General features: G+C 73.0%; 23 protein-coding genes and 2 tRNA genes. 21 read left to right on the top strand and 4 right to left on the bottom strand.

Annotated elements, in window-relative coordinates; genetic code table 11:
- The first annotated feature begins 350 nt into the window (after positions 1–350).
- The 5 genes from proB to ACZ4E1_RS20665 all read left to right on the top strand — a co-directional run bounded on the left by proB (position 351) and on the right by ACZ4E1_RS20665 (position 5,419).
- Positions 351–1,457, top strand: a complete 1,107-nt coding sequence (proB, locus tag ACZ4E1_RS20645) for a glutamate 5-kinase (protein WP_384628667.1) — start codon at positions 351–353, stop codon at positions 1,455–1,457.
- 207 nt (positions 1,458–1,664) lie between these two features.
- Positions 1,665–2,156: a hypothetical protein gene (locus ACZ4E1_RS20650; protein ID WP_467541114.1), complete on the top strand. Its 492-nt coding sequence runs from the start codon at positions 1,665–1,667 to the stop codon at positions 2,154–2,156.
- An 87-nt stretch (positions 2,157–2,243) separates the two neighbouring features.
- Positions 2,244–3,524 (top strand): glutamate-5-semialdehyde dehydrogenase, encoded by a 1,281-nt coding sequence (locus ACZ4E1_RS20655; RefSeq protein ID WP_467541116.1) that lies wholly within the window; start codon positions 2,244–2,246, stop codon positions 3,522–3,524.
- 89 nt (positions 3,525–3,613) lie between these two features.
- A complete protein-coding gene (locus ACZ4E1_RS20660; RefSeq protein ID WP_467541118.1) occupies positions 3,614–4,204 on the top strand; it encodes an SCO2584 family spore wall biosynthesis protein in 591 nt (196 codons plus the stop codon).
- A 111-nt stretch (positions 4,205–4,315) separates the two neighbouring features.
- Positions 4,316–5,419, top strand: coding sequence for an SCO2583 family membrane protein (locus ACZ4E1_RS20665; RefSeq protein WP_467541120.1), 1,104 nt, complete (start codon positions 4,316–4,318; stop codon positions 5,417–5,419).
- 30 nt (positions 5,420–5,449) lie between these two features.
- Here the strand turns inward: ACZ4E1_RS20665 and ACZ4E1_RS20670 are convergent, their stop codons facing one another.
- Positions 5,450–6,556 carry a M48 family metallopeptidase gene (locus tag ACZ4E1_RS20670; RefSeq protein WP_467541123.1) on the bottom strand — a complete coding sequence of 369 codons (1,107 nt, stop codon included), beginning with the start codon at positions 6,554–6,556 and terminating at the stop codon, positions 5,450–5,452.
- 128 nt (positions 6,557–6,684) lie between these two features.
- On the opposite strand from ACZ4E1_RS20670, the gene ACZ4E1_RS20675 reads away from it, so the two are divergent.
- From ACZ4E1_RS20675 to ACZ4E1_RS20705, 7 genes are all read left to right on the top strand, one after another.
- On the top strand, positions 6,685–6,828 hold the full coding sequence (locus tag ACZ4E1_RS20675; RefSeq protein ID WP_399126154.1) for a hypothetical protein: 144 nt from the start codon (positions 6,685–6,687) through the stop codon (positions 6,826–6,828).
- A gap of 140 nt (positions 6,829–6,968) precedes the next feature.
- Positions 6,969–7,133 carry a hypothetical protein gene (locus tag ACZ4E1_RS20680; RefSeq protein WP_399126153.1) on the top strand — a complete coding sequence of 55 codons (165 nt, stop codon included), beginning with the start codon at positions 6,969–6,971 and terminating at the stop codon, positions 7,131–7,133.
- Positions 7,134–7,177: 44 nt separating this feature from the next.
- The gene (nadD, locus tag ACZ4E1_RS20685) at positions 7,178–7,840 is read left to right on the top strand and encodes a nicotinate-nucleotide adenylyltransferase (protein WP_467541126.1); all 663 of its coding nucleotides are present in this window, start codon (positions 7,178–7,180) and stop codon (positions 7,838–7,840) included.
- Between the two features lie 26 nt (positions 7,841–7,866).
- Positions 7,867–9,498 (top strand): LCP family protein, encoded by a 1,632-nt coding sequence (locus tag ACZ4E1_RS20690; RefSeq protein WP_467541128.1) that lies wholly within the window; start codon positions 7,867–7,869, stop codon positions 9,496–9,498.
- Positions 9,499–9,639: 141 nt separating this feature from the next.
- Positions 9,640–10,074, top strand: coding sequence for a ribosome silencing factor (rsfS, locus tag ACZ4E1_RS20695; RefSeq protein ID WP_467541130.1), 435 nt, complete (start codon positions 9,640–9,642; stop codon positions 10,072–10,074).
- Positions 10,071–10,718, top strand: coding sequence for a histidine phosphatase family protein (locus ACZ4E1_RS20700; protein WP_467541132.1), 648 nt, complete (start codon positions 10,071–10,073; stop codon positions 10,716–10,718). The genes rsfS and ACZ4E1_RS20700 overlap by 4 nt, the downstream gene beginning before the upstream one ends.
- A 134-nt stretch (positions 10,719–10,852) precedes the next feature.
- A tRNA-Ala gene (locus ACZ4E1_RS20705) sits at positions 10,853–10,925 on the top strand.
- Positions 10,926–10,968: 43 nt separating this feature from the next.
- Here ACZ4E1_RS20705 and ACZ4E1_RS20710 read toward each other — a convergent pair.
- Entirely contained in the window at positions 10,969–11,898 is a 930-nt protein-coding gene (locus ACZ4E1_RS20710) for a helix-turn-helix transcriptional regulator (RefSeq protein ID WP_467541134.1), read from the bottom strand.
- Positions 11,899–12,117: 219 nt separating this feature from the next.
- On the opposite strand from ACZ4E1_RS20710, the gene ACZ4E1_RS20715 reads away from it, so the two are divergent.
- The 4 genes from ACZ4E1_RS20715 (at position 12,118) to ACZ4E1_RS20730 (ending at position 14,209) form a co-directional block, all read left to right on the top strand.
- Positions 12,118–13,482, top strand: coding sequence for an MFS transporter (locus tag ACZ4E1_RS20715; protein WP_467541136.1), 1,365 nt, complete (start codon positions 12,118–12,120; stop codon positions 13,480–13,482).
- A gap of 89 nt (positions 13,483–13,571) precedes the next feature.
- Positions 13,572–13,766: a hypothetical protein gene (locus tag ACZ4E1_RS20720; RefSeq protein ID WP_467541138.1), complete on the top strand. Its 195-nt coding sequence runs from the start codon at positions 13,572–13,574 to the stop codon at positions 13,764–13,766.
- A 10-nt stretch (positions 13,767–13,776) separates the two neighbouring features.
- On the top strand, positions 13,777–14,010 hold the full coding sequence (locus ACZ4E1_RS20725) for a hypothetical protein (RefSeq protein WP_188338988.1): 234 nt from the start codon (positions 13,777–13,779) through the stop codon (positions 14,008–14,010).
- Positions 14,011–14,136: 126 nt separating this feature from the next.
- A tRNA-Ala gene (locus ACZ4E1_RS20730) sits at positions 14,137–14,209 on the top strand.
- A 67-nt stretch (positions 14,210–14,276) separates the two neighbouring features.
- Here the strand turns inward: ACZ4E1_RS20730 and ACZ4E1_RS20735 are convergent.
- Together ACZ4E1_RS20735 and ACZ4E1_RS20740 are read right to left on the bottom strand one after the other, a co-directional pair.
- Positions 14,277–15,851 (bottom strand): NADH-ubiquinone oxidoreductase-F iron-sulfur binding region domain-containing protein, encoded by a 1,575-nt coding sequence (locus ACZ4E1_RS20735; RefSeq protein ID WP_467541140.1) that lies wholly within the window; start codon positions 15,849–15,851, stop codon positions 14,277–14,279.
- Entirely contained in the window at positions 15,848–16,870 is a 1,023-nt protein-coding gene (locus ACZ4E1_RS20740; RefSeq protein ID WP_467541142.1) for a hypothetical protein, read from the bottom strand. The genes ACZ4E1_RS20735 and ACZ4E1_RS20740 overlap by 4 nt, the downstream gene beginning before the upstream one ends.
- 481 nt (positions 16,871–17,351) lie before the next feature.
- On the opposite strand from ACZ4E1_RS20740, the gene leuS reads away from it, so the two are divergent.
- The 5 genes from leuS to ACZ4E1_RS20765 all read left to right on the top strand — a co-directional run bounded on the left by leuS (position 17,352) and on the right by ACZ4E1_RS20765 (position 25,743).
- The gene (gene leuS, locus ACZ4E1_RS20745) at positions 17,352–20,252 is read left to right on the top strand and encodes a leucine--tRNA ligase (RefSeq protein ID WP_467541144.1); all 2,901 of its coding nucleotides are present in this window, start codon (positions 17,352–17,354) and stop codon (positions 20,250–20,252) included.
- A gap of 136 nt (positions 20,253–20,388) precedes the next feature.
- Positions 20,389–21,126 carry a hypothetical protein gene (locus ACZ4E1_RS20750; RefSeq protein ID WP_467541146.1) on the top strand — a complete coding sequence of 246 codons (738 nt, stop codon included), beginning with the start codon at positions 20,389–20,391 and terminating at the stop codon, positions 21,124–21,126.
- Positions 21,127–21,189: 63 nt separating this feature from the next.
- Positions 21,190–22,038, top strand: coding sequence for a DegV family protein (locus ACZ4E1_RS20755; RefSeq protein WP_467541149.1), 849 nt, complete (start codon positions 21,190–21,192; stop codon positions 22,036–22,038).
- A gap of 361 nt (positions 22,039–22,399) precedes the next feature.
- Entirely contained in the window at positions 22,400–23,218 is an 819-nt protein-coding gene (locus ACZ4E1_RS20760) for a ComEA family DNA-binding protein (RefSeq protein ID WP_467541150.1), read from the top strand.
- Positions 23,215–25,743 carry a ComEC/Rec2 family competence protein gene (locus ACZ4E1_RS20765; RefSeq protein WP_467541152.1) on the top strand — a complete coding sequence of 843 codons (2,529 nt, stop codon included), beginning with the start codon at positions 23,215–23,217 and terminating at the stop codon, positions 25,741–25,743. Before ACZ4E1_RS20760 ends, ACZ4E1_RS20765 begins: the two co-directional genes overlap by 4 nt.
- Positions 25,744–25,824: the final 81 nt, after the last annotated feature.

Genomic DNA, 25,824 nt, shown 5'->3' on the forward strand with positions numbered 1-25,824 from the left:
CCTGGCAGGAATTCGAGGGTGGGGGAGGCGTGTGGGGTGTGGAACCGGCGGGTTGGGGGCCCGTCGGAAGAACGCTGACCACAGACCGTATGACTTTCGGTGCCCCCGTAGCAATCTTCCGTGACACCAATCACCAGTAAAATGGATAAAACGTACAGAACGTGGGGGCGGCATTCTGGTCACACAACTGTGCGACTGCTGTGCGTCACGGTGTCCGCTCTGCGAAACCGGAAAGCGTCCAGGACGCCCGGTCGCGTAGATTGCGGAGCATGTCAGGGGCAACAACAGGGGCGGCAACAAGCGTGACAACCGGGGCAACGACCGAGGCGTCGGGCACGACACGGCAAGGCGTGGCGGACGCCCGCCGGATCGTCGTCAAGGTCGGCTCCTCCTCTCTCACCACCGCCGCCGGCGGCCTCGACGCGGACCGCGTCGACGCCCTCGTCGACGTCCTCGCCCGGCACCGCTCCGGCGGGGAGAAGGAGATCGTGCTCGTCTCCTCCGGCGCCATCGCCGCCGGACTCGCCCCCCTCGGCCTCACCCGCCGCCCCAAGGACCTCGCCCGCCAGCAGGCCGCCGCCAGCGTCGGCCAGGGCCTCCTCGTCGCCCGCTACACCGCCTCCTTCGCCCGCTACGGCGTCCGCGTCGGCCAGGTCCTGCTCACCAGCGACGACATGGCCCGCCGCGCCCACCACCGCAACGCCTCGCGCACCCTCGACCAGCTCCTGGCCATGGGCGCCCTCCCGGTCGTCAACGAGAACGACACGGTCGCCACCGACGAGATCCGCTTCGGCGACAACGACCGGCTCGCCGCCCTCGTCGCCCACCTCGTCCACGCCGACCTCCTCGTCCTCCTCTCCGACGTCGACGGCCTCTACGACGGCGACCCCAGCAAGCCCGGCACCTCCCGCATCGCCGAGGTCCGCGGCCCCGCCGACATAGCGCACGTCAAGATCGGCTCCGCCGGGAAGGCCGGCGTCGGCACCGGCGGCATGGTCACCAAGGTCGAGGCCGCTTCCATCGCCGCCGCGGCCGGCATCCCCGTCGTACTGACCTCCGCCTCGCACGCCGCCGACGCCCTCGCCGCCCGCGACACCGGCACCTACTTCCACCGCACCGGCCGCCGCAGCGCCGACCGCCTCCTCTGGCTCCAGCACGCCTCCACCCCGCAGGGCGCCCTCACCCTCGACGCCGGCGCCGTACGGGCCGTCGTCGAGCGGCGCACCTCGCTGCTGCCCGCGGGCATCGCGGCCGTCGAGGGCGAGTTCAGCGCCGGCGACCCCGTCGAACTGCGCGACGAGACCGGCCGGGCCGTCGCCCGCGGCCTCGTCAACTTCGACGCCAAGGAGATCCCCCAGCTGATCGGCCGCTCCACCCGCGAGCTCGCCCGCGACCTCGGCCCCGCCTACGAGCGCGAGGTCGTGCACCGGGACGACCTCGTCCTGCTGCGCCCCTGAACCCTCGCAAGACCCTCACGACGGCCCGGCCGAACCTTCGAAACGGCCGGGCCGGACCTTCGAAACAGCCCGGACGGGCGGCCGAAAGCCTGCCCCCCGCGGGGGACCTTCCCCAAAACCGCCCCACGAAGCTCTGTCGCCTGCTCAACTCTTTGCAGGGGTACCAACGCAGCCAGTCCGCACGACCATTGCGCAAAGGAGGCCGTCGTGAGACGAGCGCGCCCGGGGGCGACGTCCCGAGGGACGGCGGAGCGGACGCTGACGAGCGTGACCGCGGGGGAGACCTTCCCCGCCCAGACCCCCGCCCAGACCCCGGCCCCGGACACCCCCGCCGACAGCGCCGGGACCACCGACGAGGGCCCCCGCCTGTGGCACGTCACCCTCAGCGTCTCCGGCGCCGAGGCCCCGATCGCCGAGGTCCGCCGCGCCCTGGAGCAGCTCGCCCACGACCACCCCTTCCTGCTGACCAGCCGCTACGCCGCCGACCACGCCGAGATCCGCTACTGGGAAGAGGCCCGCGACCTGCACGACGCGGCCGCCGTCGCCCTGCGCCTGTGGGGCGAGCACCGCCGGACCTCCCGCCTGCCCCCCTGGGAGATCGTCGGCCTGGAGGTCATCGACCGCACCACCTACCACCAGCGCATCGCCGCCGGCTACGGACCGCTCCCCGCGACCCCGGTCGGCATCCACCCCTTCTGACGGGCCCGGGCCGCACCCGTTTTCGGCCATGTCTCACCCCCCGGAACAGCGGCTGGACACACCGCCGTGCCCAGTACCCTGCGGGGTATGACGCTCAACCCGTACGACTCGATGACCCCGGTCACGCAGGCCGCCTACCGCGCCCGCGCCGCCGCCCACGACATCGCCTCCCTGCCGCGCGCGGAGAAGGACGACGCCCTCGGCGCCATCGCCGACGCCCTCGAAGTCCGTACGGCCGAGATCATCGAGGCCAACGCCAAGGACATCGCCAAGGCCCGCGAGGCCGGCACCAGCGAGTCGATCATCGACCGGCTCACCCTCACCGCCGAGCGGATCCGCGCCATCGCCTCCGACGTCCGCGACGTCATCGCCCTGCCCGACCCCGTCGGCCAGGTCGTCCGCGGCAACACCCTGCCCAACGGCATCGACCTGCGTCAGGTCCGCGTCCCCCTCGGCGTCGTCGGCATCATCTACGAGGCCCGGCCCAACGTCACCGTCGACGCCGCCGCCCTCTGCCTCAAGTCGGGCAACGCGGTACTGCTGCGCGGCAGCTCCTCCGCCTACGAGTCCAACACCGCGCTCGTCCGCGTCCTGCGCGACGCCGTCGGCGGCTCCGGACTGCCCGCCGACGCCGTCCAGCTCGTGCCCGGCGAGTCCCGCGACTCCGTCACCGAGCTCATGCGCGCCCGGGGCCTCGTCGACGTCCTCATCCCGCGCGGCGGCGCCTCGCTCATCAAGAACGTCGTCGAGAACTCCACGGTCCCCGTCATCGAGACCGGCACCGGCAACTGCCACGTCTACGTCGACGCCACCGCCGACCTCGACATGGCCGTCGACATCCTGATCAACTCCAAGGCCCAGCGCCCCTCGGTGTGCAACGCGGCGGAGACCCTCCTCGTCCACCGCGACATCGCCGACGCGTTCGTGCCCCGCGCCCTCGACGCCCTCGCCGACGCCGGCGTCACCGTCCACGCCGACCCGCGGATCCTCGCCTACGCGGACGCCTCCAAGGCCACCGTCGTCGAGGCGACCCCCGAGGACTGGGACACCGAGTACCTCTCCTACGACATCGCCGCCGCCGTCGTCGACGACCTCGACAAGGCCGTCGAGCACATCCGCCTGTGGTCCTCCGGCCACACCGAGGCCATCGTCACCACCTCGCAGCAGGCCGCCCGCCGCTTCACCCAGCTCGTCGACTCCACCACCGTCGCCGTGAACGCCTCGACACGCTTCACCGACGGCGGCCAGTTCGGCTTCGGCGCCGAGATCGGCATCTCCACCCAGAAGCTGCACGCCCGCGGCCCCATGGGCCTGCCCGAGCTGACCAGCACCAAGTACATCGTCACCGGCGACGGCCACATCCGCTGACCTGTGCGGACCCGGGGCAGGCGGCGGGGAATTCCGGTGAATTCCCTTACCGTCTGCCCAAATTGACCCTTCCGGTCTACTCTGGTCGGGTGCCGGAGGACGTGGGGGGCACGCCGTCCCCGGACGGCTGGGAGCCCGACGACGACCACGACCGCGGGGGCTGGGACGAAGAGTTCGCCTCCGTGGTCTTCGACGAGGACTTCGTGCGAAGCGCCGAGGTCCACGAGCCCACCGCGGTCGAGCGCCTGCTCGCCGCGGCCCAGGCCCGCGCCGAGGCCCAGGAGGCCGAGGCCCGCCGCGCCCGCACCCGCCGCGCCCGCGACGACGACTTCCACGACGACGGCTACGGCTACGACGACACCGGCGAGTTCGGCCCCTTCCGCGACGACGCCGACGACCTCTACGAGGAAGAGCTCGACCGGGACGGCCGCACCGGCCCCTACTCCGGCGGCATGACCCGCTGGCGCCGCCCCGTCGCCTGGGCCCTCGCCCTCCTCATGGGCATCGGCATGGTCGCCCTCGCCTTCACCGCCGTCTACCGCGGCGCCTCCGCCGGCCGCTCCGACGACCGCGTACCGCCGCCCGCCACGACCGAGCTGGAGAAGAACCTCCCGGCCCGCCCCTCCGCCTCCGCCGCCCCCTCCCGGCCCGCCGTCTCCGCCGTCCCGCGCACCCCCTGACCCCACCCCGGCCGGCGGAGACGCAGCCGCGCGACCGGGCCGCACACCAGGGCCCCGCAGCGGAGCCGCCCATGACGTTTACCGGACCGCGCCGCGACCTACCCTGAAGGTATGAGCGGGCCAGGAGACCCACCGGAGGGGACGCCGGACGGCGCCCCGGGCGGTGGCGGAGCGAGCGAGGACGAATACCGATCCGTCGTGTTCGACGAATCGTTCATACGCGCTGCCCGCCTCCAGGAGTTCTCCGCCGACGAGCGCATCGACGACCACACCCCGGCCGTCCGCCGCACCCCCACCCTGCGCCGCGGCCTGACCCGCCAGGCCGTCCTCCTCGTCGTCCTCGTCCTGCTCGCCTTCGGCACCGCCATCTACATGGGCGTCCGCAGCCCCTACCGGACCGCGCCCCTCGGTGCCCGGCACGTCGACCCGCTCCGCATGACCGTCATACCCCTCGCGCCCAGCGGCCCCGTCCCCGGCGCCGACGGCGCCGCCGAGCTCCTCGCGCACAGCCCCGCCGCCTCGTTCGCCACCGCGGCCGACGGCATCGACGAACCCCGCGACACCCCCGGCACCGCCCACTTCTCCGACGGCCAGGTCCGCACCGCCCTCGACCTCGCCAAGCAGTACCTCGTCGCCTCCATGCTCGACCCCGACGTCCTCACCGGGGGAGCCGTCCGGCCCGTCCGCGCCCTCGTCGACCCCCAGCAACTGCCCCAGTTCGACCGCAGCCTCGCCCGCCCCGCCGCCGACGGGCGCTACGCCGCCACCGGCTGGCTGCTGCGCTTCGACCCCGACCAGGTCCGCCTCGCCGGCCCCGGCATCCGCGTCCACGGCACCCTCGACGTCGACGAGAGCGACGCCAACAGCCTCGACGTCCTCTCCGACCACACCTTCGTCTACGCCCTGCGCCCCGCCCACGGCGGCCCGCACGCCCGCGTCTCCCTGTTCACCGTGCGCCGCGCCGTGCACTTCCGCTTCGACCGCGACGACCTGCGCGGCCGCACCGCCGAACTGCTCGCCTCCACCGTCCAGGCCGGACCGCTCGCCTGCGCCACGGACTCCGCCGCCCGGCTGCACCCGCTGCTCGCCGGGCAGCGCGCCGGACGCTCCGGGGAGCAGGACCGCCCGGCCGGCACCGACCCGTACGCGACGGGCGGCCCGGCCGCGCTGTGCGGGGCGCTCGCACCGGGCGCCCAGCCGTCCCTCAAGCCCTGAACCCGCTCCCCGGGCCCGCAGGCCTGCGGATCACTCGTCCTCGTCGGTGCCGTGATTCCCGCTGTTGCCCCCGCCGTTCCCGTTCCCGTTCCCGGAGCCGTTCGCGCCGAAGTTCCCGAAGCCGCGCCGCACCCGGCCGCCCAGGTCGCCCGCACCGCCCGCGAGGTCGCTGACCAGCTTCATCAGCGGGTCCTTCGAGTTCTTCACGTGGTCCGTGTAGTGCGCGGCCGACTCGCGGAACGAGTCCGACACCTTCGTTTCCTTGTCCTCGCTGCGGCGCGGGTAGTGCCCGTCCATCAGCCGCTGGTAGTCCCGCGTCTCGGACCACTTCTTCAGCTCGGCGGCCCGCACCGTCGTGAACGGGTGCGAGCGCGGCATCACGTTGAGGATCTTCAGGACCGAGTCGCGCAGATCGCCCCCGGCCTCGTACTCCTCGGCCTGCTTCAGGAACGCGTCCACGTTCATCTCGTGCAGGTGGTTGCCGCCCGCGATCTTCATCAGGCCGCGCATCGACGCCTGGAGGTCCTGGCCGACCAGGAGACCCGCGCGGTCCGCCGACAGCTCGGACTTGCGGAACCACTCGCGCAGCGCCGTCACGATCGCCATGATCGCGAGATTGCCCAGCGGGATCCACGCCACGCGCAGCGCCAGGCTCGTCAGGAACAGCAGGATCGTCCGGTAGACCGAGTGCCCGGACAGCGCGTGCCCGACCTCGTGGCCCACCACGGCCCGCATCTCCTCCTCGTCGAGCAGCTCGACGAGACCCGTCGTCACCACGATGATCGGCTCGTCCAGACCGATGCACATCGCGTTCGGCTGCGGGTCCTGGTTCACGTACATCGGCGGGACCTTCTCCAGGTCCAGGATGTAGCAGGCGTCCCGCAGCATCGCGTTCAGATGCGCGAACTGCTCGTCGGACACCCGCACCGAGTCCGACAGGAACAGCAGACGCAGGCTCCGCTCGGGCAGCAGCCCGCTCAGCGCCTTGAAGACCGTGTCGAAACCGCTCAGCTTGCGCAGGGCGACGAGGGCCGAGCGGTCCGCCGGGTGCTCGTACGCCCGCGAGGAGATCCCCGGGAAGCGCCGGCGCTGCCTGCTCGGAACGTTGTCGTGCTGCTCGTTCGGTACGTCGGGCATGCGTCCCCCATGTCGATGGCCGGTCGATCGTGTCGACGGCGATTCGGTGTTCGGTTGTGCCCCCGAGGCGGAGTCCACCCTAGGCGGAGATACCGTGGCGGGGCAGCACACAGAAGGAGCGAACCGTCATGGATCATGCCGAACACCTCATCGCCGTCGCCGCGGCCCAGCAGGGCGCGGGCAATCTGTTGCGCATCGTGATCGTGGTGTCCGTCCTCGGTGCGGTGTTTCTCGCCTGGTTCCTGCTGCGCGGCTACAAGCGAGACGAATGACACCACCGGGATGGTTCCGGACACGCGCGGCGATCCGTGGCGCCCGTACGGCAGAGTCGGCGTGAGCACCGCGGAGGGGCCCGCATACGATGGGTCAGAAATCTTTATCCCGATCCCACACCGGATAGGTCCTGCTGAAGATGAGCCTCCACGCCACCGCTGCCCAGCTGGCCACTCTCGCCGCCGAGGGCGGCGAGCACGGCGGCAACCACGAGAGCATCAGCCCCCTCATGACGGGCGGCGCCGCCTTCGTCATCCTCGTTCTGCTGCTGTGGATCACCACCCGCTTCAACCGCGACCGCTGAGCCCGGGCGAGGTCACGGGAACCGGGCCAGTAGGCTCTGCTCGCATGGGAGCGCAGGACATGCCTACCGGCCCGGTCAACAGCCCGGCCGGCGGCCCGGATCGCGAGTGGGACTCGCCCGCCAAGCGGCGCCTCGGCGTCATGGGCGGAACGTTCGACCCGATCCACCACGGACACCTGGTCGCGGCCAGCGAGGTCGCCGCACAGTTCCACCTCGACGAGGTGGTCTTCGTGCCGACCGGACAGCCGTGGCAGAAGAGCGACAAGCACGTGTCGCCCGCCGAGGACCGCTATCTGATGACGGTCATCGCGACCGCCGAGAACCCCCAGTTCTCGGTGAGCCGCATCGACATCGACCGCGGCGGTGCCACGTACACGACGGACACCCTGCGCGACCTGCGCGCGCTCAACCCGGACACGGACCTCTTCTTCATCACGGGCGCCGACGCCCTCAGCCAGATCCTGACCTGGCGGTACACCGAAGAGCTCTTCTCCCTGGCACACTTCATCGGCGTCACCCGGCCCGGCCACACGCTCGCCAACCCCGGACTCCCCGAGGACGGCGTCTCGTTCGTCGAGGTGCCCGCGCTCGCCATCTCGTCCACGGACTGCCGTGACCGAGTCGCCAAGGGCGACCCGATCTGGTACATGGTGCCGGACGGTGTGGTGCGCTACATCGACAAGCGCCAGCTGTACCGCGGCGACTGAACCCTGCACCGCCGAGAGGGGCATCGGTGAACGACCGATACGACGGTTACGACCAGCAGAATTACGAGCTGGTCGGCTACGACGAGTTCGGCCGGCCTGTCTACCGGCCGGCTCAGCAAGCGCCGTCGTACGAGCAGAACGCAGGGTACGGATACGGCTACGACCCGTACGCGGCCGGGCAGCAGCAGCAACAGCAGCAGGCCCCGCAGCAGCCGCAGCCGCAGTACGACCCGTACGCCGGCCACCCGCAGCAGGGCGGCGGCTACGACCCCTACGGCGCCGCCTCCGGCACGGCTCAGCAGCCCCGGCAGACCGAGCAGGCCACCGCGTACATCCCGCAGCAGGCGCCGGCGCCGGAGCCTTCGCCCGCCGCGCCGGAGCGCCGGGACGACCGCGACCACGGCGCCGAGCAGTTCGACTTCGTCGAGGAACCGGACGAGAACTCCGAGGACGTCATCGACTGGCTCAAGTTCACGGAGTCGCGCAGCGAGCGCCGTGAAGAGGCCAAACGGCGCGGCCGCAACCGGATCACCGCCCTCGTCGTCGTCCTCGCCCTGTGCCTCGTCGGCGGCGTCGGCTACCTCGGCTACCAGGGCAAGCTGCCGTTCCTCGGCGGCGACGCCACCAAGAAGGACGGCCCGGCCGCGGCCGGACCGCAGAACCGCGACGTCATCGTCGTCCACCTGCACAACACCAAGGGCGGCGGCACCTCCACCGCCCTCCTGGTCAACAACACCACCACCGGCCAGGCCACCACCGTCCTGCTGCCCAACGCGCTCGCCCTCAGCGGCGAGGACGGCAGCGCCACCACTCTCGCCAAGTCCGTCGACGAGGACGGCTCCGCCGGCACCGGCGACGCCATCGACACCCTCCTCGGCACCGACATCGAGGGCACCTGGCGCCTCGACACCCCCTACCTCAACAACCTCGTCGAACTCGTCGGCAACATCGAGGTCACCACGAACACCGACGTGCCCGACCCCGCCAAGAAGGGCACCTTCCTCGTCCACAAGGGCCAGGAGCAGACCCTCTCGGGCCCGGCGGCCGTCGCGTACGCCACCTACCGCGCCAAGGGCGAGGCCCAGACCGCGCAGCTCCTGCGGTTCGGCCAGGTCATGCAGGGCGTCCTGCGCAAGCTGTCCTCCGACCCGCAGGCCGCGACGACGACCGTGCAGACCCTCGCCCAGATCCTCGACCCCTCGCTCACCGAGAAGGACCTCGGCGCCTTCCTCGCCAAGCTCGCCGACCACGCCAAGGAGGGCGACTACAAGACGGCGCTCCTCCCTGTCGGCCAGGACGGCACCCTCTCCGAGGCCGCCGCGAACTCCGTCGTCGAGGACGTGCTCGGCGGCACCGTGAAGGCCCCCGCCGAGGGCGACGCCCTGCGCGTCGGCGTCAAGAACGCCACCGGCGACAAGGCCCGGTCCGAGAAGGCCCGCATCACCCTGGTCAACGGCGGCTACACCTTCGTCGAGGCCGGCACCGGCACCACGGCCGCCACCTCCCAGGTCACCTACGCCGACGCCGCCCGCAAGGCCGACGCTGTCGAGGTCGCCAAGACCCTCGGCCTGCCCGCGAGCGCCGTGAAGAAGGGCAAGGCGGTGGCCAACGCGGACGTCACCGTCGTCATCGGCCAGGACTACACCGGCGGCAGCTGAACCCCCGGCCGGCGCCCCGCGGCAGGGGCGCCGGTAATGCAGTGAGGCGTGTCGGCGGTCCGTGAGACCCTTGGAGTACCCGCCCGTGCGGGCCCGCACGGGCCACGCCGGGGGTCCTGACCGCCGACCGAAAGCCTTGTAGTGACCGCCACCGACCGTTCCATCGAGCTCATCACCGTCGCCTCCCAGGCGGCCGCCGACAAGCTCGCGCACGACATCATCGCCTACGACGTCAGCGACGTGCTGTCCATCACGGACGCCTTCCTGCTGGCGTCCGCGCCCAACGACCGCCAGGTCAAGTCGATCGTCGACGAGATCGAGGAGCGGCTCAGCAAGGAGCTCGGCGCCAAGCCCGTGCGCCGCGAGGGCGACCGCGACGCCCGCTGGATCCTGCTCGACTACGTCGACATCGTCGTGCACGTCCAGCACAGCGAGGAGCGTGTCTTCTACGCCCTCGAGCGCCTGTGGAAGGACTGCCCCGAGCTCGACCTGCCCGAGGACGCCAAGGCCACCCGCGGCAAGGGCGCCGAGCACGCCGAGCAGACCGCCGCCGCCGACGCGGGGGAGCTGCTTTGACCCGCTCCGCACGGGGGCGGCGGGTCATCCTCTGGCGGCACGGCCAGACGTCCTGGAACCTGGAGCGCCGCTTCCAGGGCTCCACGGACATCGAGCTGACCGAGACCGGCCTCGGCCAGGCCCGGCGCGCCGCCCGGCTCCTCGCCTCCATGAAGCCGGACGCGATCGTCGCGTCCGACCTCAAGCGGGCCGCGGCCACCGCCGCCGAGCTCGCCGCCCTCACCGGCCTCGACGTCACGCACGACGAAGGCCTGCGCGAGACGTACGCCGGCGAGTGGCAGGGCCTCACCCACGAGGAGATCATCGCGCGCTACGGCGAGCAGTACGCGGCGTGGAAGCGCGGCGAACCCGTGCGGCGCGGCGGCGGCGAGCTGGAGACCGAGGTCGCCGACCGGGCCGCCCCCGTCGTGCTGAGCCACGCCGACAAGCTGCCCGAGGACGGGCTCCTTGTCGTCGTCAGCCACGGCGGCACCATCCGCACCACCATCGGCCGTCTCCTCGGCCTGGAGCCCCACCACTGGGAGAGCCTCGGCGGCCTGTCGAACTGCTGCTGGTCGGCCCTCGGCGAGGGCGCCCGCGGCTGGCGGCTGCTGGAGCACAACGCGGGCACGCTGCCCGAGCCGGTCCTCGGCGACGACGACTGACGCGGCCCACGCACGGCGGTGAGGCCGGTCCCCGCAGGCCACGGGGACCGGATTTCACTTTCTGGCTGGTGGCAGGCTAAAGTTCTTCTTGTTCGGCCCGCCGGGGAGAAACCCGGAGGGAAGAACAGAAGCAAGGGGCTATAGCTCAGTTGGTAGAGCGCCTGCATGGCATGCAGGAGGTCAGGAGTTCAATTCTCCTTAGCTCCACAGCAGATCCCGCCCGATCGATCCGATCGGGCGGGATCTTTTTTCATCTCCAGGAGTCCTCCCGGGGCGCCGGGTCCTCCCGGTGGCCGCGGATCCGGGCGAGCCCCTCCCACGACTCCGCGTCCACCGGTGTGTAGACGACGATCCGGCACTCCGGCATCCCGTCCACCGACAAGGACGTCGACGTCATCCGCAGCTCCACCGGGACCGCCCGGTGCCGGAACGTCTTCACGCGTGGCCCCGGCGGCGCCACGTCCCCGCTCTCCCACATCCGCGTGAACTCCGGACTCGCCGCCGCCAGCTCCCGCACGAACTCCTCCCACGCCGGCTCGCCCACATGCCGCCCGTACCCCGAGCGCAGCGTCGCCACCATCACCGGCAGCTCCACCTCACGGAACACCAGCGGGCAGGTCAGCTCCGGTGCCACGAACAGCGTCCACAGCGCGTTCGTCCGCGGGCCCATCGTGGCCGGCCACAGAATGAACAGGTCCCGGTAGGCGGCGTTGGTCGCGAGCAGGTCGAAGCGCGCGTTGTAGACCACCGCCGGCAGCCGGTCCATCGCGTCCAGGACCGCCTGGAGCTCCGGCCCCACCGCCACCGGCGCCGCCTCCCGCGCCGGCTCGTACGGCACCTCCGCCAGGTGGTACAGATGCTCCCGCTCCGGCAGATCGAGCCGCAGCGTGCGCGCCACCGCGTCCAGGACCTGCGCCGACGCGTTGATCGGACGGCCCTGCTCCAGCCACGTGTACCAGGTGACCCCCACCCCGGACAGCTGCGCGACCTCCTCGCGGCGCAGCCCCGGCGTGCGCCGCCGCGGGCCCGCCGGCATCCCCACGTCCTGCGGACTCACCCGCGCCCTGCGCCCCCGTAAGAACGCCGCGAGCTCCGGCCTGCGGCGATCCCCCGGCCGCGGGTGCGCGCCGCCGTGCCGCGATCCGTGCTGCCCAGTGGTCATCGTCGTCACATCCCCCATCCTGTGCTCCCGCGCCGCGCCCCGGAAGGCGCCTGCCGGGTGGTGCCGGTACCAGCATCAGCGGGCTCTCGGTACCCGTGCCGTACCCGCGTCAGTGTTGCCGCCATGACGACAACCGTCCCGGAAAGTCCTCAGCCACCGAAGCCCGCCCCGTCCCCAACTCCCGTATCCAGTAAAGCCCCTGGCGCCGACACCGGGCGCGGCCGGCTCCTCGCGGTCGTGCTCGCCGCCCAGTTCATGGCCGTGCTCGACGTGTTCATCGTGAACGTCGCCGCACCCACCGTCCGCACCGAACTGCACGCCTCCGGCGCCGCGTTGCAGCTCGTCGTCGCCGGATACACCATCACCTACGCCGTCCTGCTGATCACCGGCGCCCGGCTCGGCGACCGCCACGGGCACCGCCGGGTCATCCTCACCGGCCTCGCCGCCTTCACCGCCGCCTCGCTGGCCTGCGGTCTCGCGCAGAGCAGCGGCCAGTTGATCGCGTTCCGCATGACGCAGGGCGCCGGCGCGGCTCTGATGATCCCGCAGGTCCTCAGCCTCGTGCAGCGCCACTTCAGCGGCGAGGCCCGCACCCGCGCCCTCGGCGCGTACGCGGCCGTCCTCGCCGTCGGCGCCGCCGCCGGGCAGGTCCTCGGCGGCCTCCTCGTCAGCGCCGACCTGTTCGGCACCGGCTGGCGCGCCGTCTTCCTCGTCAACGTGCCCGTCGGCCTGGCCCTCCTCGCCCTCGGCGGGCGCGCCCTGCCCCGCGACCCGGCCCGTACGGGCCGGCCCGCCCGCGCCCTCGACCTGCCCGGACTCGTCCTGCTGGGCGGCGCCGTCAGCCTGCTCACCGTGCCGCTCGTGCTCGGCCAGGAACAGGACTGGCCGCTGTGGGCCTGGCTCTGCATGGCCGCCTCCGTCGCCGTGTTCGCCCTCCTGTGCGTCCACGAGTCCGCCCTCGCCCGGCGCGGCGGCGACCCGATCGTCGCCCCGCGCGTGCTGCGCCTGCCCGGCATCGGCACGGCCGCCGCGCGCATCCTGACCGTGATGGCCGTCAACGCCGGCTACCTGTTCGTCCTCACGCTGCACGTGCAGAGCGGGCTCGGCTACAGCGCCCTGCGCGCCGGACTGACCTTCGCCACCACCGCCGTGTCCTTCGGAGCCGTCGGCCTCACCTGGCGCCGCTGGCCCGCCCGGCTGCAACCCGCCCTGATCCCCGCCGGGTTCGCGCTCACCGCCGCCGGGACGCTCGGCACCGGCCTCGCCCTGCGCGACGGCACCGGCGGCGGAATCGCCCTGTACGCCGCCTTCGTGACCACCGGTGCGGGACTCGCCCTCGGCTTCGGACCCACCCTCACCCGCGCCCTCGCCGGAGTGCGCCCGCAGGACGCCGCCGACGCCAGCGGACTGCTCACCACCGTGACCCAGCTCGGCCAACTCGTCGGTGTGGCAGCCTTCGGCACACTTTTCCTCGGCCGCGTCGAGTCGACCGGGGTGCCCGGCCCGTACAGTTCGGCGGACGCCCTCCTGACGTGCGCGTACGCGCTGGCCGCGGCGGCCGTGCTCGGTGCCGTGTCCGGACTGGTACGCCTGCGTCGCTGACCGGGGAGCCCGGGCCGTGGCAGAATCGGACGGCCGGAAGGGGGCTGCGTCCGATCGACGATTACGGCCTGGACGGGAGGGAGCGCGCGATGCCCTTGAGCATCTACGAGGAGGCCGACCGCCTCCTCGCTGTGACCGTGCCTCCCACCGCGTCCGCCGCCCGCGCGCACGCCCCGCTTCCCCTCGACTGTCCGTCCTGCGGCTCCTCCCACGTCGCCCAGATGCTGGGCGACAACGGCGGGATCTCGTACGTGTGCACGGCCTGCGGCCACAGCTGGAGCTGAGCGGAACGACATGGGGTCACACAGGAGGAAGTGCGACTGGTGCGGCAGCGGCACGCCCATCGTGCGCGACATGGAGCCGGTGAACGCCGAGTACCAGTACTGGTGCGAGGAGTGCGCGCGGGCGCTGATCATAAAAGGCGACCCGATCGAGACGTATCGGGAACTGGAGGGCGAGCCGATCTACGGCCGCCTCCTGGACGAGCACTGCACCCTGAAGCGCTTCTACTCCTTCGCCAGAGCCTGAGCCGCAGCCGGATTCCGTGGGGCCCGGAGCCCTCCGGAAACCGATTTGGTGAATCACGGGGGTGACCGTGTAATGTTGGCGTCGCCGCCGGGGAAACCGACAGGAACACCGGGTGGAACACCGCAAGGGGCTATAGCTCAGTTGGTAGAGCGCCTGCATGGCATGCAGGAGGTCAGGAGTTCAATTCTCCTTAGCTCCACAAGAGTTGGAAGCAGTAAGAGAAGCGGGCCGTCCGATCGGACGGCCCGCTTCTTCGTGTGCCGCCTCTAGCGGCGCGCGCGGCTGCGGCCCGGCGGCAGGGCGGGTGGGAGCGGCGGCCGGGGCGGGAGCGCCGCCGGGTCCTCCTCCAGGCGCAGCGCCAGCGCGGGGCAGCGGTGGACGGCCCGTGCCGCGTTCGCCTCCGCGTAGCGCGGCACCGCCGTCTCCGCGACCGTCGGGAAGCCGTCGGGGCCGAGCCGCAGCAGCTCCGGCACGATGTCCGCGCACAGGCCGTGGCCGCGGCACAGCGTCCAGTCCACCGCGAGGCGCTTCCCGGACGGCGAGGAGCCGGCGGGCGCCTGCGCGTGCAGCGGCAGCACACCGAGGACCGGACGGCCGCAGCCGGCGCCCAGCACGTGCGCGGCCAGGTCGTCGGTGAACGCCGCGATCGTCGACTCGATGAACGCGGCCGAACCGTCCGGGTGCTTGCACGCCCCGCGCCGCTTCACCGCGCGCGTGACCTCGCGCAACGCCTCAAGCGCCGTCGGCCCGCCCCCGCTCAGGACGTCCTCCAGGCCGCGCGCCGCCGCCGGCAGCCCGAGATAGCAGGGCCCGCACTGGCCGGCGCTCTCCGCCGCCAGCCACTGCGCCACCTTCAGCGACTCGCCGAGCGGGCAGGTGTCCGGGCCGATCGGCAGGATCGCGCCCGCCCCCAGCGCGCCGCCGCACGCCTCCAGGGAGGCGCGGGACACGATCGCGTCCTGCGCGCCGACGCCGTCCAGCCACTTGCCGTGATAGCCGCCCGTGAGCACGCCCTGGGGGAGCGGAGGAGCGCCGGCGAGCTGGAGCACGTACCTCAGCGGGACGCCGGAGGGCACCTCCAGGACCATCGGGCGGGCGACCGCCCCGGACAGTGTCAGGAGCACCGTGCCCGGCTCGTCGTGCAGGCCGGTGCGGCCGTAGCGCTCCGCCCCGATCCGGGCGGCCACCGCGAGCTGGGCGAACGTCTCCGCGTTCGACAGCAGGGTCGGGGCGCCGCCCACGCCGGAGTCGGAGGCGCGGACCTTGCGGCCCGGGGGCAGCGGCGGGCCGCCGTCCGCCGAGCGGATCAGCGCCGAGGACTCCCCGGTCACCATCCGCACCGGATTGCGCTGCACCCGCGCGCGCAGCGGCGCGTTCCGCCGGTTCGACAGGCCGCGCTCGGCCAGCGCCGTGCGCATGGACGCCTCCGTCGAGTCCCGGGTGACGCCGACGACAAGGGTGCGGGCGCCGATCGCCTCGGCGGCCAGCAGGGCGCCGTCGAGGATCAGGTGCGGGGCGCGGTTGAGCAGCACGGTGTCCTTGCGGCAGGCCGGCTCGTCCTCGCTGCCGTTGACCACGACGACGGGCCGCACCCCGCGCCGGATCGCCGACTCGGCGACGGCGCGCAGCTTCTTGGCGAAGGGGAAACCGGCGCCGCCCCGGCCGCGCAGCGACACCGCCTGCGCCAGGCGCGCCAGGCGCTCCCCGGGCATGGGCTCCAGGGGGCCGTGCACCTTCAGGTGCATGTCGAGGTCGAGCCGCTCCACGAGGTCGAACCCGGAGGTGAGCTGCGGCAGGCCGACGACGCGGACCTCGGGGACGTCGGGCAGTGCCGTGTTCACCACGTGCCTCCGTAGGGCTGGCTTTCTTCAGAGGGCCAGGTAGGGGGCGGGGGAGCACCCCAGGGCTCTCCCGCGGCGGGCGCCTGGAAGGGGGCCTCGCAGGAACCCGTCTCTTCATAGGGCGCGTGGTCGTCATAGGGCGCGTGGTCGTACCCGTACGTCGCCGGGGGCGGGGCCTGCGCGGGCGGCGGGGGTGACGGGGTGGGCCAGCGCTGCGCGGGCGGCGGCTCGCGGTGCTGCCGGGGCGGCGCCGCGGACACGGCCCGGTAGGCGGCCGAGAAGCCGACACCGGCGGGGGCTCGCGTCGGCGGGGGCGCAGGGGTGGCTTCAGGCCGTACGAAAGGCTCCGTGGAGGGACGTGCGGGCACCTCCGCGGCCGGGGCGGCGGGGCCGGGGTCGAGCAGGGCCAGGATGCGCGCCGCCACCGCGCGCTTCACCTGCGGCGGGGCCGCGCGCAGCGCCACCGCCCCGGCGACGGCCACCAGGCACAGGCCGTAAAGGACCACCACGTACGTCTTGGGCGGCCGGCCCGCGTACAGGCCGTGGATCAGGGCCAGGCACCAGGCCGGGTAGGCGAGCATGTGGGTCGCGCGCCAGCGGGTCGCGAGGCGGGCCGGAGAGGCCATGGAGCTGCGCAGGGCGCCGGTGACGCCGGTCGTCACCATGAGGAGCCCGGCGAGGACGCCCAGGCCGATCAGGCCGCTGCTGCCGGAGAAGCCTGTCCCGAAGGGGATCAGGGCGCCGACCGGCGTCACGTGGGCGAGGGCCAGCTTCACGCTGACGTGGAGCAGCAGGAACCCCAGCGAGCCGATCGCCGTGGCGCGGTGGACGCCCTGGGCGAGCAGCCGCTGCCGCGAGGTCAGGAACAGCCGGTCGGAGGCGACGAGGCCCCATGCGACGGACGCCGTGAGCGACACCAGGCAGAGCACGCCGGTCGTGAAGTCGAGGGCCGCCCGGAAGGCGTCGTCACCCGCCGTCACGACCACGGGTATGAGCAGCAGGACCGCCGCGCTCAGCACCCCCGTCCGTATACGGCGGCCACGGGCGGAGGACGGCGAACTCCACAAGGATTGCGGGGAATTCACGGAGCGGGAGGCGCGAGGGTTCAGAGAGTTCATGGGGGCGACTCCGAAATGTTCGGCACGGTGGACCCACGCCCGCACTCTAGGTCGACACATACCGGCCAGTACGAGGTTTGAGTTATCTCGTCGTTATCTGGCCGTGTCCGGAGGGAGCCGGGCCTTTGTGTTGCCCCGATAGGGGCCGGTACGCGGGGTAACCCCCCGCCCGTGGAAGTCCGTCGCGGCCCGCGCGGAGCCTGCGGTACCCTGACGCCATGCGTGCCGTACGCCTTCTGCTTAGCGAGCCGCGCTGATCAGTCCCGATCCGCCCCCGGGCGTGTGGTCGGAATCGGCGCGGCGTCCCCTCCTGTGCGAGGGGCTTTTTCATTTCCTAGGCAAGGGCCGCCTGGCAGAGACGATCGATGGAGCTTTGAGAATCATGAGCGAGACGAATACCGCTGCCCCGTCCGAGGCGGCGGTCGCGCCGCACCGCTACACGGCGGCCATGGCCGCCGACATCGAGGCACGCTGGCAGGACTTCTGGGACGCCGACGGCACGTACGAGGCGCCCAACCCGAGCGGTGACCTGGCCGGTGACCCGGCGATCGCGTCCCGCCCCAAGAAGTTCGTCATGGACATGTTCCCGTACCCGTCGGGTGCGGGCCTGCACGTCGGCCACCCCCTGGGCTACATCGCCACCGACGTCTTCGCCCGCTTCCAGCGCATGAACGGCCACAACGTCCTGCACACCCTGGGCTTCGACGCGTTCGGCCTGCCCGCCGAGCAGTACGCCGTGCAGACGGGCACGCACCCGCGCACGTCGACCGAGGCCAACATGGAGAACATGAAGGCGCAGCTGCGCCGCCTGGGCCTGGGCCACGACAAGCGCCGGTCGTTCGCCACGATCGACCCGGAGTACTACAAGTGGACGCAGTGGATCTTCCTGCAGATCTTCAACTCCTGGTACGACGACGACCTGAAGAAGGCCCGACCCATCACCGAACTGGTCCAGCAGTTCGAGACCGGTGAGCGCGCCGTCCCCGGCGGCCGCACCTGGAGCGAGCTGAACGAGACCGAGCGCGCCGACGTCCTGGGCGAGTACCGCCTGGCCTACGCCTCCGACGCGCCCGTCAACTGGGCGCCCGGCCTGGGCACCGTCCTGGCCAACGAGGAGGTCACCGCCGACGGCCGCTCCGAGCGCGGCAACTTCCCCGTCTTCAAGGCCAAGCTGCGCCAGTGGAACATGCGCATCACCGCCTACGCGGACCGCCTGATCGACGACCTGGACGGCCTGGACTGGCCCGAGGCCATCAAGCTGCAGCAGCGCAACTGGATCGGCCGCTCCGAAGGCGCCCGCATCGACTTCGGCTTCGACGCCTCCGACGAGGTCATCACCGTCTTCTCGACCCGCCAGGACACCCTGTTCGGCGCCACCTACATGGTGCTGGCGCCCGAGCACGACCTGGTCGACACCATCGTCCCCGCCGCCTGGCCCGAGGGCACCCACGACGTGTGGACCGGCGGCCACGCCACCCCCGCCGACGCCGTCGCCGCCTACCGCAAGCAGGCCGCCTCCAAGTCCGACGTCGAGCGCCAGGCCGAGGCCAAGGACAAGACCGGCGTCTTCACCGGCGCGTACGCCACCAACCCGGTCAGCGGCGAGCAGGTCCCCGTCTTCATCGCCGACTACGTCCTGATGGGCTACGGCACCGGCGCGATCATGGCCGTCCCCGCGCACGACGCCCGCGACTTCGCTTTCGCGCGCGCCTTGGAGCTGCCCATGCGCTGCGTCGTCGAGCCGTCCGACGGCCGCGGCACCGACCCGTCCACGTGGGACGACGCCTTCGTCGCCCACGAGGCCGAGCTGGTCAACTCGGCGAGCGACGAGATCAGCCTGGACGGCCTGGGCGTCGCCGACGCCAAGGCCCGCATGACCGAATGGCTGGAGCGCAAGGGCATCGGCCACGGCACCGTCAACTTCCGGCTGCGCGACTGGCTGTTCAGCCGCCAGCGCTACTGGGGCGAGCCCTTCCCGATCGTCTACGACGAGGACGGCATCGCCCACTCGCTGCCCGAGTCGATGCTGCCCCTGGAACTGCCCGAGGTCGACGACTACACGCCGCGCACCTTCGACCCGGACGACGCCGACACCGAGCCCGAGACGCCCCTGTCCCGCAACCAGGACTGGGTCAACGTCACGCTGGACCTGGGCGACGGCCGCGGCCCGCGCAAGTACCGCCGCGAGACCAACACCATGCCCAACTGGGCCGGCTCCTGCTGGTACGAGCTGCGCTACCTGGACCCGCACAACAGCGACAAGCTGGTCGACCCCGCCATCGAGCAGTACTGGATGGGCCCCCGCGAGGGACAGCCGACCGGCGGCGTCGACCTGTACGTCGGCGGCGCCGAGCACGCCGTGCTGCACCTGCTGTACGCGCGCTTCTGGTCCAAGGTCCTGTTCGACCTGGGCCACATCTCCTCGGCCGAGCCGTTCCACAAGCTGTTCAACCAGGGCATGATCCAGGCCTACGTCTACCGGGACGCGCGCGGCATCGCCGTACCGGCCGCCGAGGTCGAGGAGCGGGACGGCGCCTACTACTACGAGGGCGAGAAGGTCTCCCGCCTGCTGGGCAAGATGGGCAAGTCCCTGAAGAACGCCGTCACGCCCGACGAGATCTGCTCCGAGTACGGCGCCGACACCCTGCGCCTGTACGAGATGGCGATGGGCCCCCTGGACGTCTCCCGCCCGTGGGACACCCGCGCGGTCGTCGGCCAGTTCCGCCTGCTGCAGCGCCTGTGGCGCAACATCGTCGACGAGACGACCGGCGAGATCACCGTCGCCGACGTCCCCGAGGGCGACATCGACGCCGACACGCTGCGCGCCCTGCACAAGGCGATCGACGGAGTCCGCGGCGACCTGGAAGGCATGCGCTTCAACACCGCCATCGCCAAGGTCACCGAGCTGAACAACCACCTGACCAAGGCCTATGCGGGCGGCGGCCTGCCGCGCGCCGTCGCCGAGCGCCTGGTGCTGCTGGTCGCGCCGCTGGCCCCGCACGTCGCCGAGGAACTGTGGCGCAAGCTGGGCCACGGCGACTCCGTCGTCCACCAGGACTTCCCCGTCGCCGACCCGCGGTACGTCGTCGACGAGACGGTCACCTGCGTCGTGCAGATCAAGGGCAAGGTCAAGGCCCGCCTGGAGGTCTCCCCGAGCATCTCCGAGGAGGACCTGGAGCGCACCGCGCTGGCCGACGAGAAGGTCGTCGCCGCCCTGGACGGCGCCGGCATCCGCAAGGTCATCGTCCGCGCGCCGAAGCTGGTGAACATCGTGCCTGCGTAAGGCACTCGGGGTTCTTCCCTACGGGCAGGTTGGGGGTCGTTCAGGAACCCTCGGCCTGCCCGCTCCGTTTACGGTGGAGACAGCACGCGCCGCGGCGATCGGCGGCAGAAGCGAAGAGGTGGGTGGGAGGAGCGTCATGGAAGCCGTGATCCTGATCGTGGTGCTGATGTTCGTGGCGTTCCTCGCCCTCGGCGCGTACGCGACGGTCAAGGCCGTCGGCGCCGCCAAGCGCGGCGTCGACCGCAAGGTCGAGCAGGCACGCCGCGCCGTCGAGGACACCACCCTGCGCGCCCGCAGCTTCGCCCAGCCGGGCGCCGCCAGCGAGCTCGCCCAGCTGCGGCTCCGACTGCGTGGCTCCATGCGCGCCACCCAGGACGCCCTGCACGCCGGCGTCGGCGACGACCCCACCCTCCAGGAGTCCCTCGGCCTCTTCGACCGGCTCAGCACCCACGGCCGCGAGCTGGACGCCGACCTCAAGCGCCTGGAGAGCGAACCGGACAAGGCGCACGTCGCCCGCCTGCTCCCCGACCTGAGAGCACGCACCGAGCAGATCACCGGGTCCGCCGACGCGCTGCGGCACGCCGCCCGCGACCGCGCCAGCCACTTCGCGAGCGACGACCTGGACGACCTCAGCCGCCAGATCGACGTGGAGGCCGGCGCCCTGCGGCACTGGACGACCACGGACACCCCGCAGACCGGACCCGCTCCACAGACCGGTTCCATTCCGCAGACCGGTCCCACCCCGCGCACCGCCCCCGCCCCGGAGGCCGCCCCGCAGCCCGGACCGGAGCGCTCCCGCCCGCAGATCACCCCGCCCGGACCACGCCCCGTCTACCCGTGGCAGAAGAAGCCGCGCCCCGAGAGCACCACCTGATCACCGGCCCCCGCACAGGGGCCGGGCTGCCGCGCGCGATCCCCGGCGGGTAATCTCCGGAGCATGTCCCGCCATGTCGCGATCGTCACCGATTCCACGGCCTACCTGCCGCACCTGACGATGGAGCGCCACGGCATCACGGCGGTGCCGCTGACCGTGGTCCTGGGCGACCGAGCACTCGAAGAGGGCACCGAGATCTCCGCCCGCTCGCTCGCCGAAGCACTCCAGAAGCGTCGCCCGGTGACGACGTCGAGACCCAGTCCGGAACTGTTCGCCGAGACCTATCGCAAGGTCGCCGAGTCCGGCGCCACCGGCATCGTCTCGCTCCACCTCTCCTCCGAGTTCTCCGGGACGTACGACGCGGCCGTGCTCGCCGCCCGCGAGGCGCCCGTGCCCGTACGGGTCGTCGACACCGGCATGGTCGCCATGGCCCTCGGCTTCTGCGCCCTCAGCGCCGCCGAGACCGCCGACGCGGGCGGCAGCATCGACGAGGCCGTCCTCGCCGCGGAGAAGCGGGCCGCCGGCACGTCCGCCTACTTCTACGTCGACACCCTCGACTACCTGCGCCGGGGCGGCCGCATCGGCGCCGCCCAGGCCCTCTTCGGCTCCGCCCTCGCGGTCAAGCCGCTGCTCCAGCTCGACGGCGGCCGCATCGAACTCCTCGAGAAGGTCCGCACCGCCTCCAAAGCCATCGCCCGGCTCCAGGAGATCGTCGCCGAACGCGCCGGCAGCGGGCAGGTCGACATCGCCGTCCACCATCTCGCCGCGCCCGAGCGGGCCGAGGCGCTCGCCGCGTGGCTGCGGGAGCGGGTGCCGGGCCTCGCCGAGCTGCATGTCAGCGAGGTCGGGGCGGTCATCGGGGCGCACACCGGGCCGGGACTGCTCGGGGCGGTCGTGTCGCCGAGGGCGTGAGGCCGGTGTGAGGCCGGGTGGGGTTGCTGGGGGCTGTGCTCGCGGCTGCGGCTCGTGTGGGTGACGGAGTTATCCACAATCGCCGTGTCGTCCCCGGGAATTGACCAAGATCCACTGTGCGGGGCGTCCGTGCCTAGCGTCTCGTGGCATGGCACTTCGATCACTGACCAGGACAGCCCGTACGACCACGGGACCCGGGCGCACTCCCGGGTCCGACAGCCGCGCACGCCACCGTGACGGGGCGCGACGCCGGCGCGCCCGGCACCGCCGGGTCGCGGCCGAGCGGACCCGCGCCCATGCGCTCTTCGCTCCGCATGCGGTGCCGGGTGACGAGGCGCCGACTGTGCCTGTGCCTGTATCAATGGCTACGCCTGTGCGGGCTTCGGCGGCGGCGATGCCTCCGGATGAGCCGGAGCCGTTGCCCGCGCCGGATCCGCCGCCTCCCGAGCCACGGGTCGCCGCCGAGTCCTGGCGGACCAGGGCCGCCCTCGCGGTACGGGACCGGCTGCCTCTCTGGATGCAGACGCGCTGCGGCATCGAGCGGCGCGGGGCCGTCGCCCTCGTCGTGCTCACCGCCGCCGTTGCCCTGTTCGCAGTGCAGCACTTCTGGACCGGCCGGCCTCAGCCGGTGCGGCCCCCGGAGTCGGTGCGCGAGGTCGGGCCCCACGCGGGATTCGCCCGGGACGAGCAGAAGGCGTCCGGCACCCCGCCCTCGTCCGCCCCTTCGGCGGCGGGCGGCGCCGGAGTCGTCGTCGACATCGCCGGCAAGGTGCGCCGCCCCGGGCTCCGCCGGCTGCCCGCCGGGTCCCGGGTCGCGGACGCGCTGCGAGCCGCGGGTGGGGTCCGCCCCGGGACGGACACGGAGGGCCTGAACCAGGCGCGGCTGCTCATCGACGGCGAGCAGGTCCTCGTCGGCGTACCGGTGACGGCAGCCCCGCCGGCCGCACCGCCCGGCTCCACCGGCACCGGAGCGGGCGGCACGCCGACCACGCCGATCGGGCTCAACACGGCGACCGCCGATCAGCTCGAAGCGCTGCCGGGCGTCGGCCCCGTGCTGGCCCAGCACATCGTCGACTACCGCACGGAGCACGGCGGTTTCCGCTCCGTGGACGAACTCCGCGAGGTGAACGGCATCGGGGACCGCCGCTTCGAGGACCTGCAGAATCTCGTGCGGCCATGACGACCACGGGGGAGCGGGGCCGCGAGGACGCCCCGGGAGAGGCGCGGCACACCGATCTGCGGCTGGTGCCGCCCGCGCTCGCGACGTGGGCGACCGCGGCGGTGACCCTCACGACACCGGCCCTGACGACGGCGCTCGTCGCGGGCGCATGCCTCATCGCCGGGGTGACGCTGCTGATCGTGGCCCGGGCCGGCGACATCGGAGCCGGTGCGGGTACCGGCACCGGGCAGTCGGCACCGGCACGTTGGCGGAGCCCGTCAGCCGCCGCGCTGCTGCTGTGCGTCGCCGCGGCGGCGGTCTCGGCCGGCCTCCACGGCGCCGAGCCGCGCAGCGGTCCCGTACCGGACCTCGCCGAGCGGCACGCCACGGTACGGGCCGAGATCGAGCTCACCGGCGACGCACGGCTCACCCGGCCCCGGGTCGCCGGAGACCGCACGACACCGCCCGCCGTCCTGGTGAAGGCCGACGTCGTGGGGCTGACCACGGCGGACGGCGCTCGGACACGGGGCCGCACCCCGGTCCTGGTCATCGCCGACGGCTCGGCGACCAGCCGCGGCCACTGGCTGTCGCTCCTGCCGACCACCCGGCTCCGCGTCGAAGGCAGACTCGCGCCACCCGTCGTCGACGGCGACCGGATCGCGGCGGTGCTGCGGGTCGGGAAGGACGATCCGCCGCGGGTCGTCGGCGCGCCGAGCCGGGCGCAGCGTCTGGCCGGGGCCCTGCGCGCGGGGCTGCGCGAGGCGACGGACGGGCTGCCGCAGGACGCGCGGGCGCTGCTGCCGGGACTCGTCGTCGGCGACACGGCCCGGGTCGGCCCGGAGCTCCACGCGGCCTTCGAGGAGACCGATCTGCTGCACCTCATGGCCGTCAGCGGCGCCAACTTCACCATCCTGCTGGCCCTGCTGATCGGACCGCCCGGCACCGCGCAGCGAGCCGAACGGCGGGGCCTGGCACCCCGGATCGGGCTGCCGCTGCGCGGTACGGCGGCGCTCGGCGGGGCGCTCACCCTGGGCTTCGTCGTGGTGTGCCGGCCCGAGCCGAGCGTGCTGCGGGCCGCGTCCTGCGGACTGATCGCCCTGCTCGCCATCGCCACCGGACGCCGCAGGTCCCTGATCCCGGCGCTGGCCACGGCCGTTCTGCTGCTGGTCCTCTACGACCCGTGGCTGGCCCGGAGTTACGGATTCCTGCTCTCGGTCCTCGCGACCGGCGCCCTCCTGACCGTGGCCCCCCGCTGGAGCGCGGCCCTCACCGCGCGCGGGGTGCCGGCCCGGATCGCGGAGGCGCTCGGGGCTGCCGCGGCGGCACAGGCCGTGTGCGCGCCCGTGGTGGCGGTGCTCGCCGCGAGGGTGAGTCTGGTGGCGGTGCCGTGCAATCTCCTCGCGGAGTTCGCCGTCGCACCCGCGACCGTGTTCGGGTTCGCGGCGCTGGCCACCGCGCCGTGGGCGATGCCCGTCGCGAAGAGCCTGGCCTGGTGCGCGGGATGGCCCGCGGGCTGGATCGCGGACATCGCGCGGACCGGCGCCGCGCTGCCGGGCAGCGGCATCGACTGGCCGGACGGCTGGCACGGCGGGGCCCTGCTCGCCCTCGCCATCGCGGTACTGATCGCGCTGGGCCGAAGAGTGGTCAGGTCGCCCTGGGCGCTGGGAGGTTGCGCGGTGCTGCTGGTGCTGTTCGTCGTCCAGCCGCCGCCGGTGACCCGGGTGCTCACGGGCTGGCCCCCGCCGGGATGGCGGCTGGTCATGTGCGACGTGGGACAGGGCGACGCCCTGGTGCTCGCGGCCGGGCCGGGCACCGGGGTGGTGATCGACGCGGGCCCCGATCCGCTGCTCGTCGATCGCTGCCTGCGCTCGCTCGGCATCACACGGATCCCGCTCGTGCTGCTCACCCACTTCCATGCCGATCATGTGGCGGGTCTGGCCGGGGTGTTGCGGGGGCGCGCGGTGGGGGCGATCGAGACGACGGGGTTCGGGGAACCGGCGGACCAGGCGGCGCTCGTGCGGCGGGTCGCGGCGCGGTACGGGGTGCCCGTGAGCCGGGCGGCGGCGGGGGAGCGGCGGCGCGCGGGTCCGCTCGACTGGCGGGTGCTGTGGCCGCCGGGCGGCACGCCGGCGCGGCCGGCCCCGACGCCGGACGGGCCGAACGACGCGAGCGTGACGCTGCTCGTGCGGACGGCGGGGCTGAGGCTGCTGCTGCTCGGCGATCTCGAACCGGCGGCGCAGCGGGCGCTGTTGCGGGCGACCGGCGGGGCCGGGCTCTCCCGGGTGGACGTGCTGAAGGTCGCGCACCACGGCTCGGCGTACCAGGACCCGGGGCTGTTGCGGACGGTGGCGCCCCGGCTCGCGCTGATCTCCGTAGGAGCGGACAACACGTACGGACACCCGGCGCCGCGCACCCTGGCGGCGCTGCGCGGACAGGGGGCGACGGTCCTGCGGACGGACCGGGGCGGGGCGATCGCGGTGGTGGGAGGCGCGGGCGTGCGGGGTGAGGACGGGGCACGGGTGAGGCTCGGGGTGGCCCGACGCTGATCGCCGAGCGCCCCGATTGCCCCGATCGACTGTCGCCGGAGGTTGTACCGCAACGTGGCGCGTATCGAACCCCGAACGGGC

It is taken from the genome of Streptomyces sp. NPDC025806 (assembly GCF_055558275.1).

Excerpts from the sequence above, each read along its gene's own strand:
- ACZ4E1_RS20680 (WP_399126153.1), top strand. The coding sequence starts at position 6,969 with ATGAGCCTCCACGCCACCGCTGCCCAGCTGGCCACTCTCGCCGCCGAG.
- ACZ4E1_RS20665 (WP_467541120.1), top strand. The coding sequence starts at position 4,316 with ATGAGCGGGCCAGGAGACCCACCGGAGGGGACGCCGGACGGCGCCCCG.
- ACZ4E1_RS20760 (WP_467541150.1), top strand. The coding sequence starts at position 22,400 with ATGGCTACGCCTGTGCGGGCTTCGGCGGCGGCGATGCCTCCGGATGAG.
- nadD (WP_467541126.1), top strand. The coding sequence starts at position 7,178 with ATGGGAGCGCAGGACATGCCTACCGGCCCGGTCAACAGCCCGGCCGGC.
- ACZ4E1_RS20675 (WP_399126154.1), top strand. The coding sequence starts at position 6,685 with ATGGATCATGCCGAACACCTCATCGCCGTCGCCGCGGCCCAGCAGGGC.
- ACZ4E1_RS20750 (WP_467541146.1), top strand. The coding sequence starts at position 20,389 with ATGGAAGCCGTGATCCTGATCGTGGTGCTGATGTTCGTGGCGTTCCTC.
- ACZ4E1_RS20670 (WP_467541123.1), bottom strand. The coding sequence starts at position 6,556 with ATGCCCGACGTACCGAACGAGCAGCACGACAACGTTCCGAGCAGGCAG.
- ACZ4E1_RS20720 (WP_467541138.1), top strand. The coding sequence starts at position 13,572 with ATGCCCTTGAGCATCTACGAGGAGGCCGACCGCCTCCTCGCTGTGACC.
- ACZ4E1_RS20765 (WP_467541152.1), top strand. The coding sequence starts at position 23,215 with ATGACGACCACGGGGGAGCGGGGCCGCGAGGACGCCCCGGGAGAGGCG.
- ACZ4E1_RS20710 (WP_467541134.1), bottom strand. The coding sequence starts at position 11,898 with ATGGGGGATGTGACGACGATGACCACTGGGCAGCACGGATCGCGGCAC.
- leuS (WP_467541144.1), top strand. The coding sequence starts at position 17,352 with ATGAGCGAGACGAATACCGCTGCCCCGTCCGAGGCGGCGGTCGCGCCG.
- ACZ4E1_RS20755 (WP_467541149.1), top strand. The coding sequence starts at position 21,190 with ATGTCCCGCCATGTCGCGATCGTCACCGATTCCACGGCCTACCTGCCG.
- ACZ4E1_RS20725 (WP_188338988.1), top strand. The coding sequence starts at position 13,777 with ATGGGGTCACACAGGAGGAAGTGCGACTGGTGCGGCAGCGGCACGCCC.
- ACZ4E1_RS20655 (WP_467541116.1), top strand. The coding sequence starts at position 2,244 with ATGACGCTCAACCCGTACGACTCGATGACCCCGGTCACGCAGGCCGCC.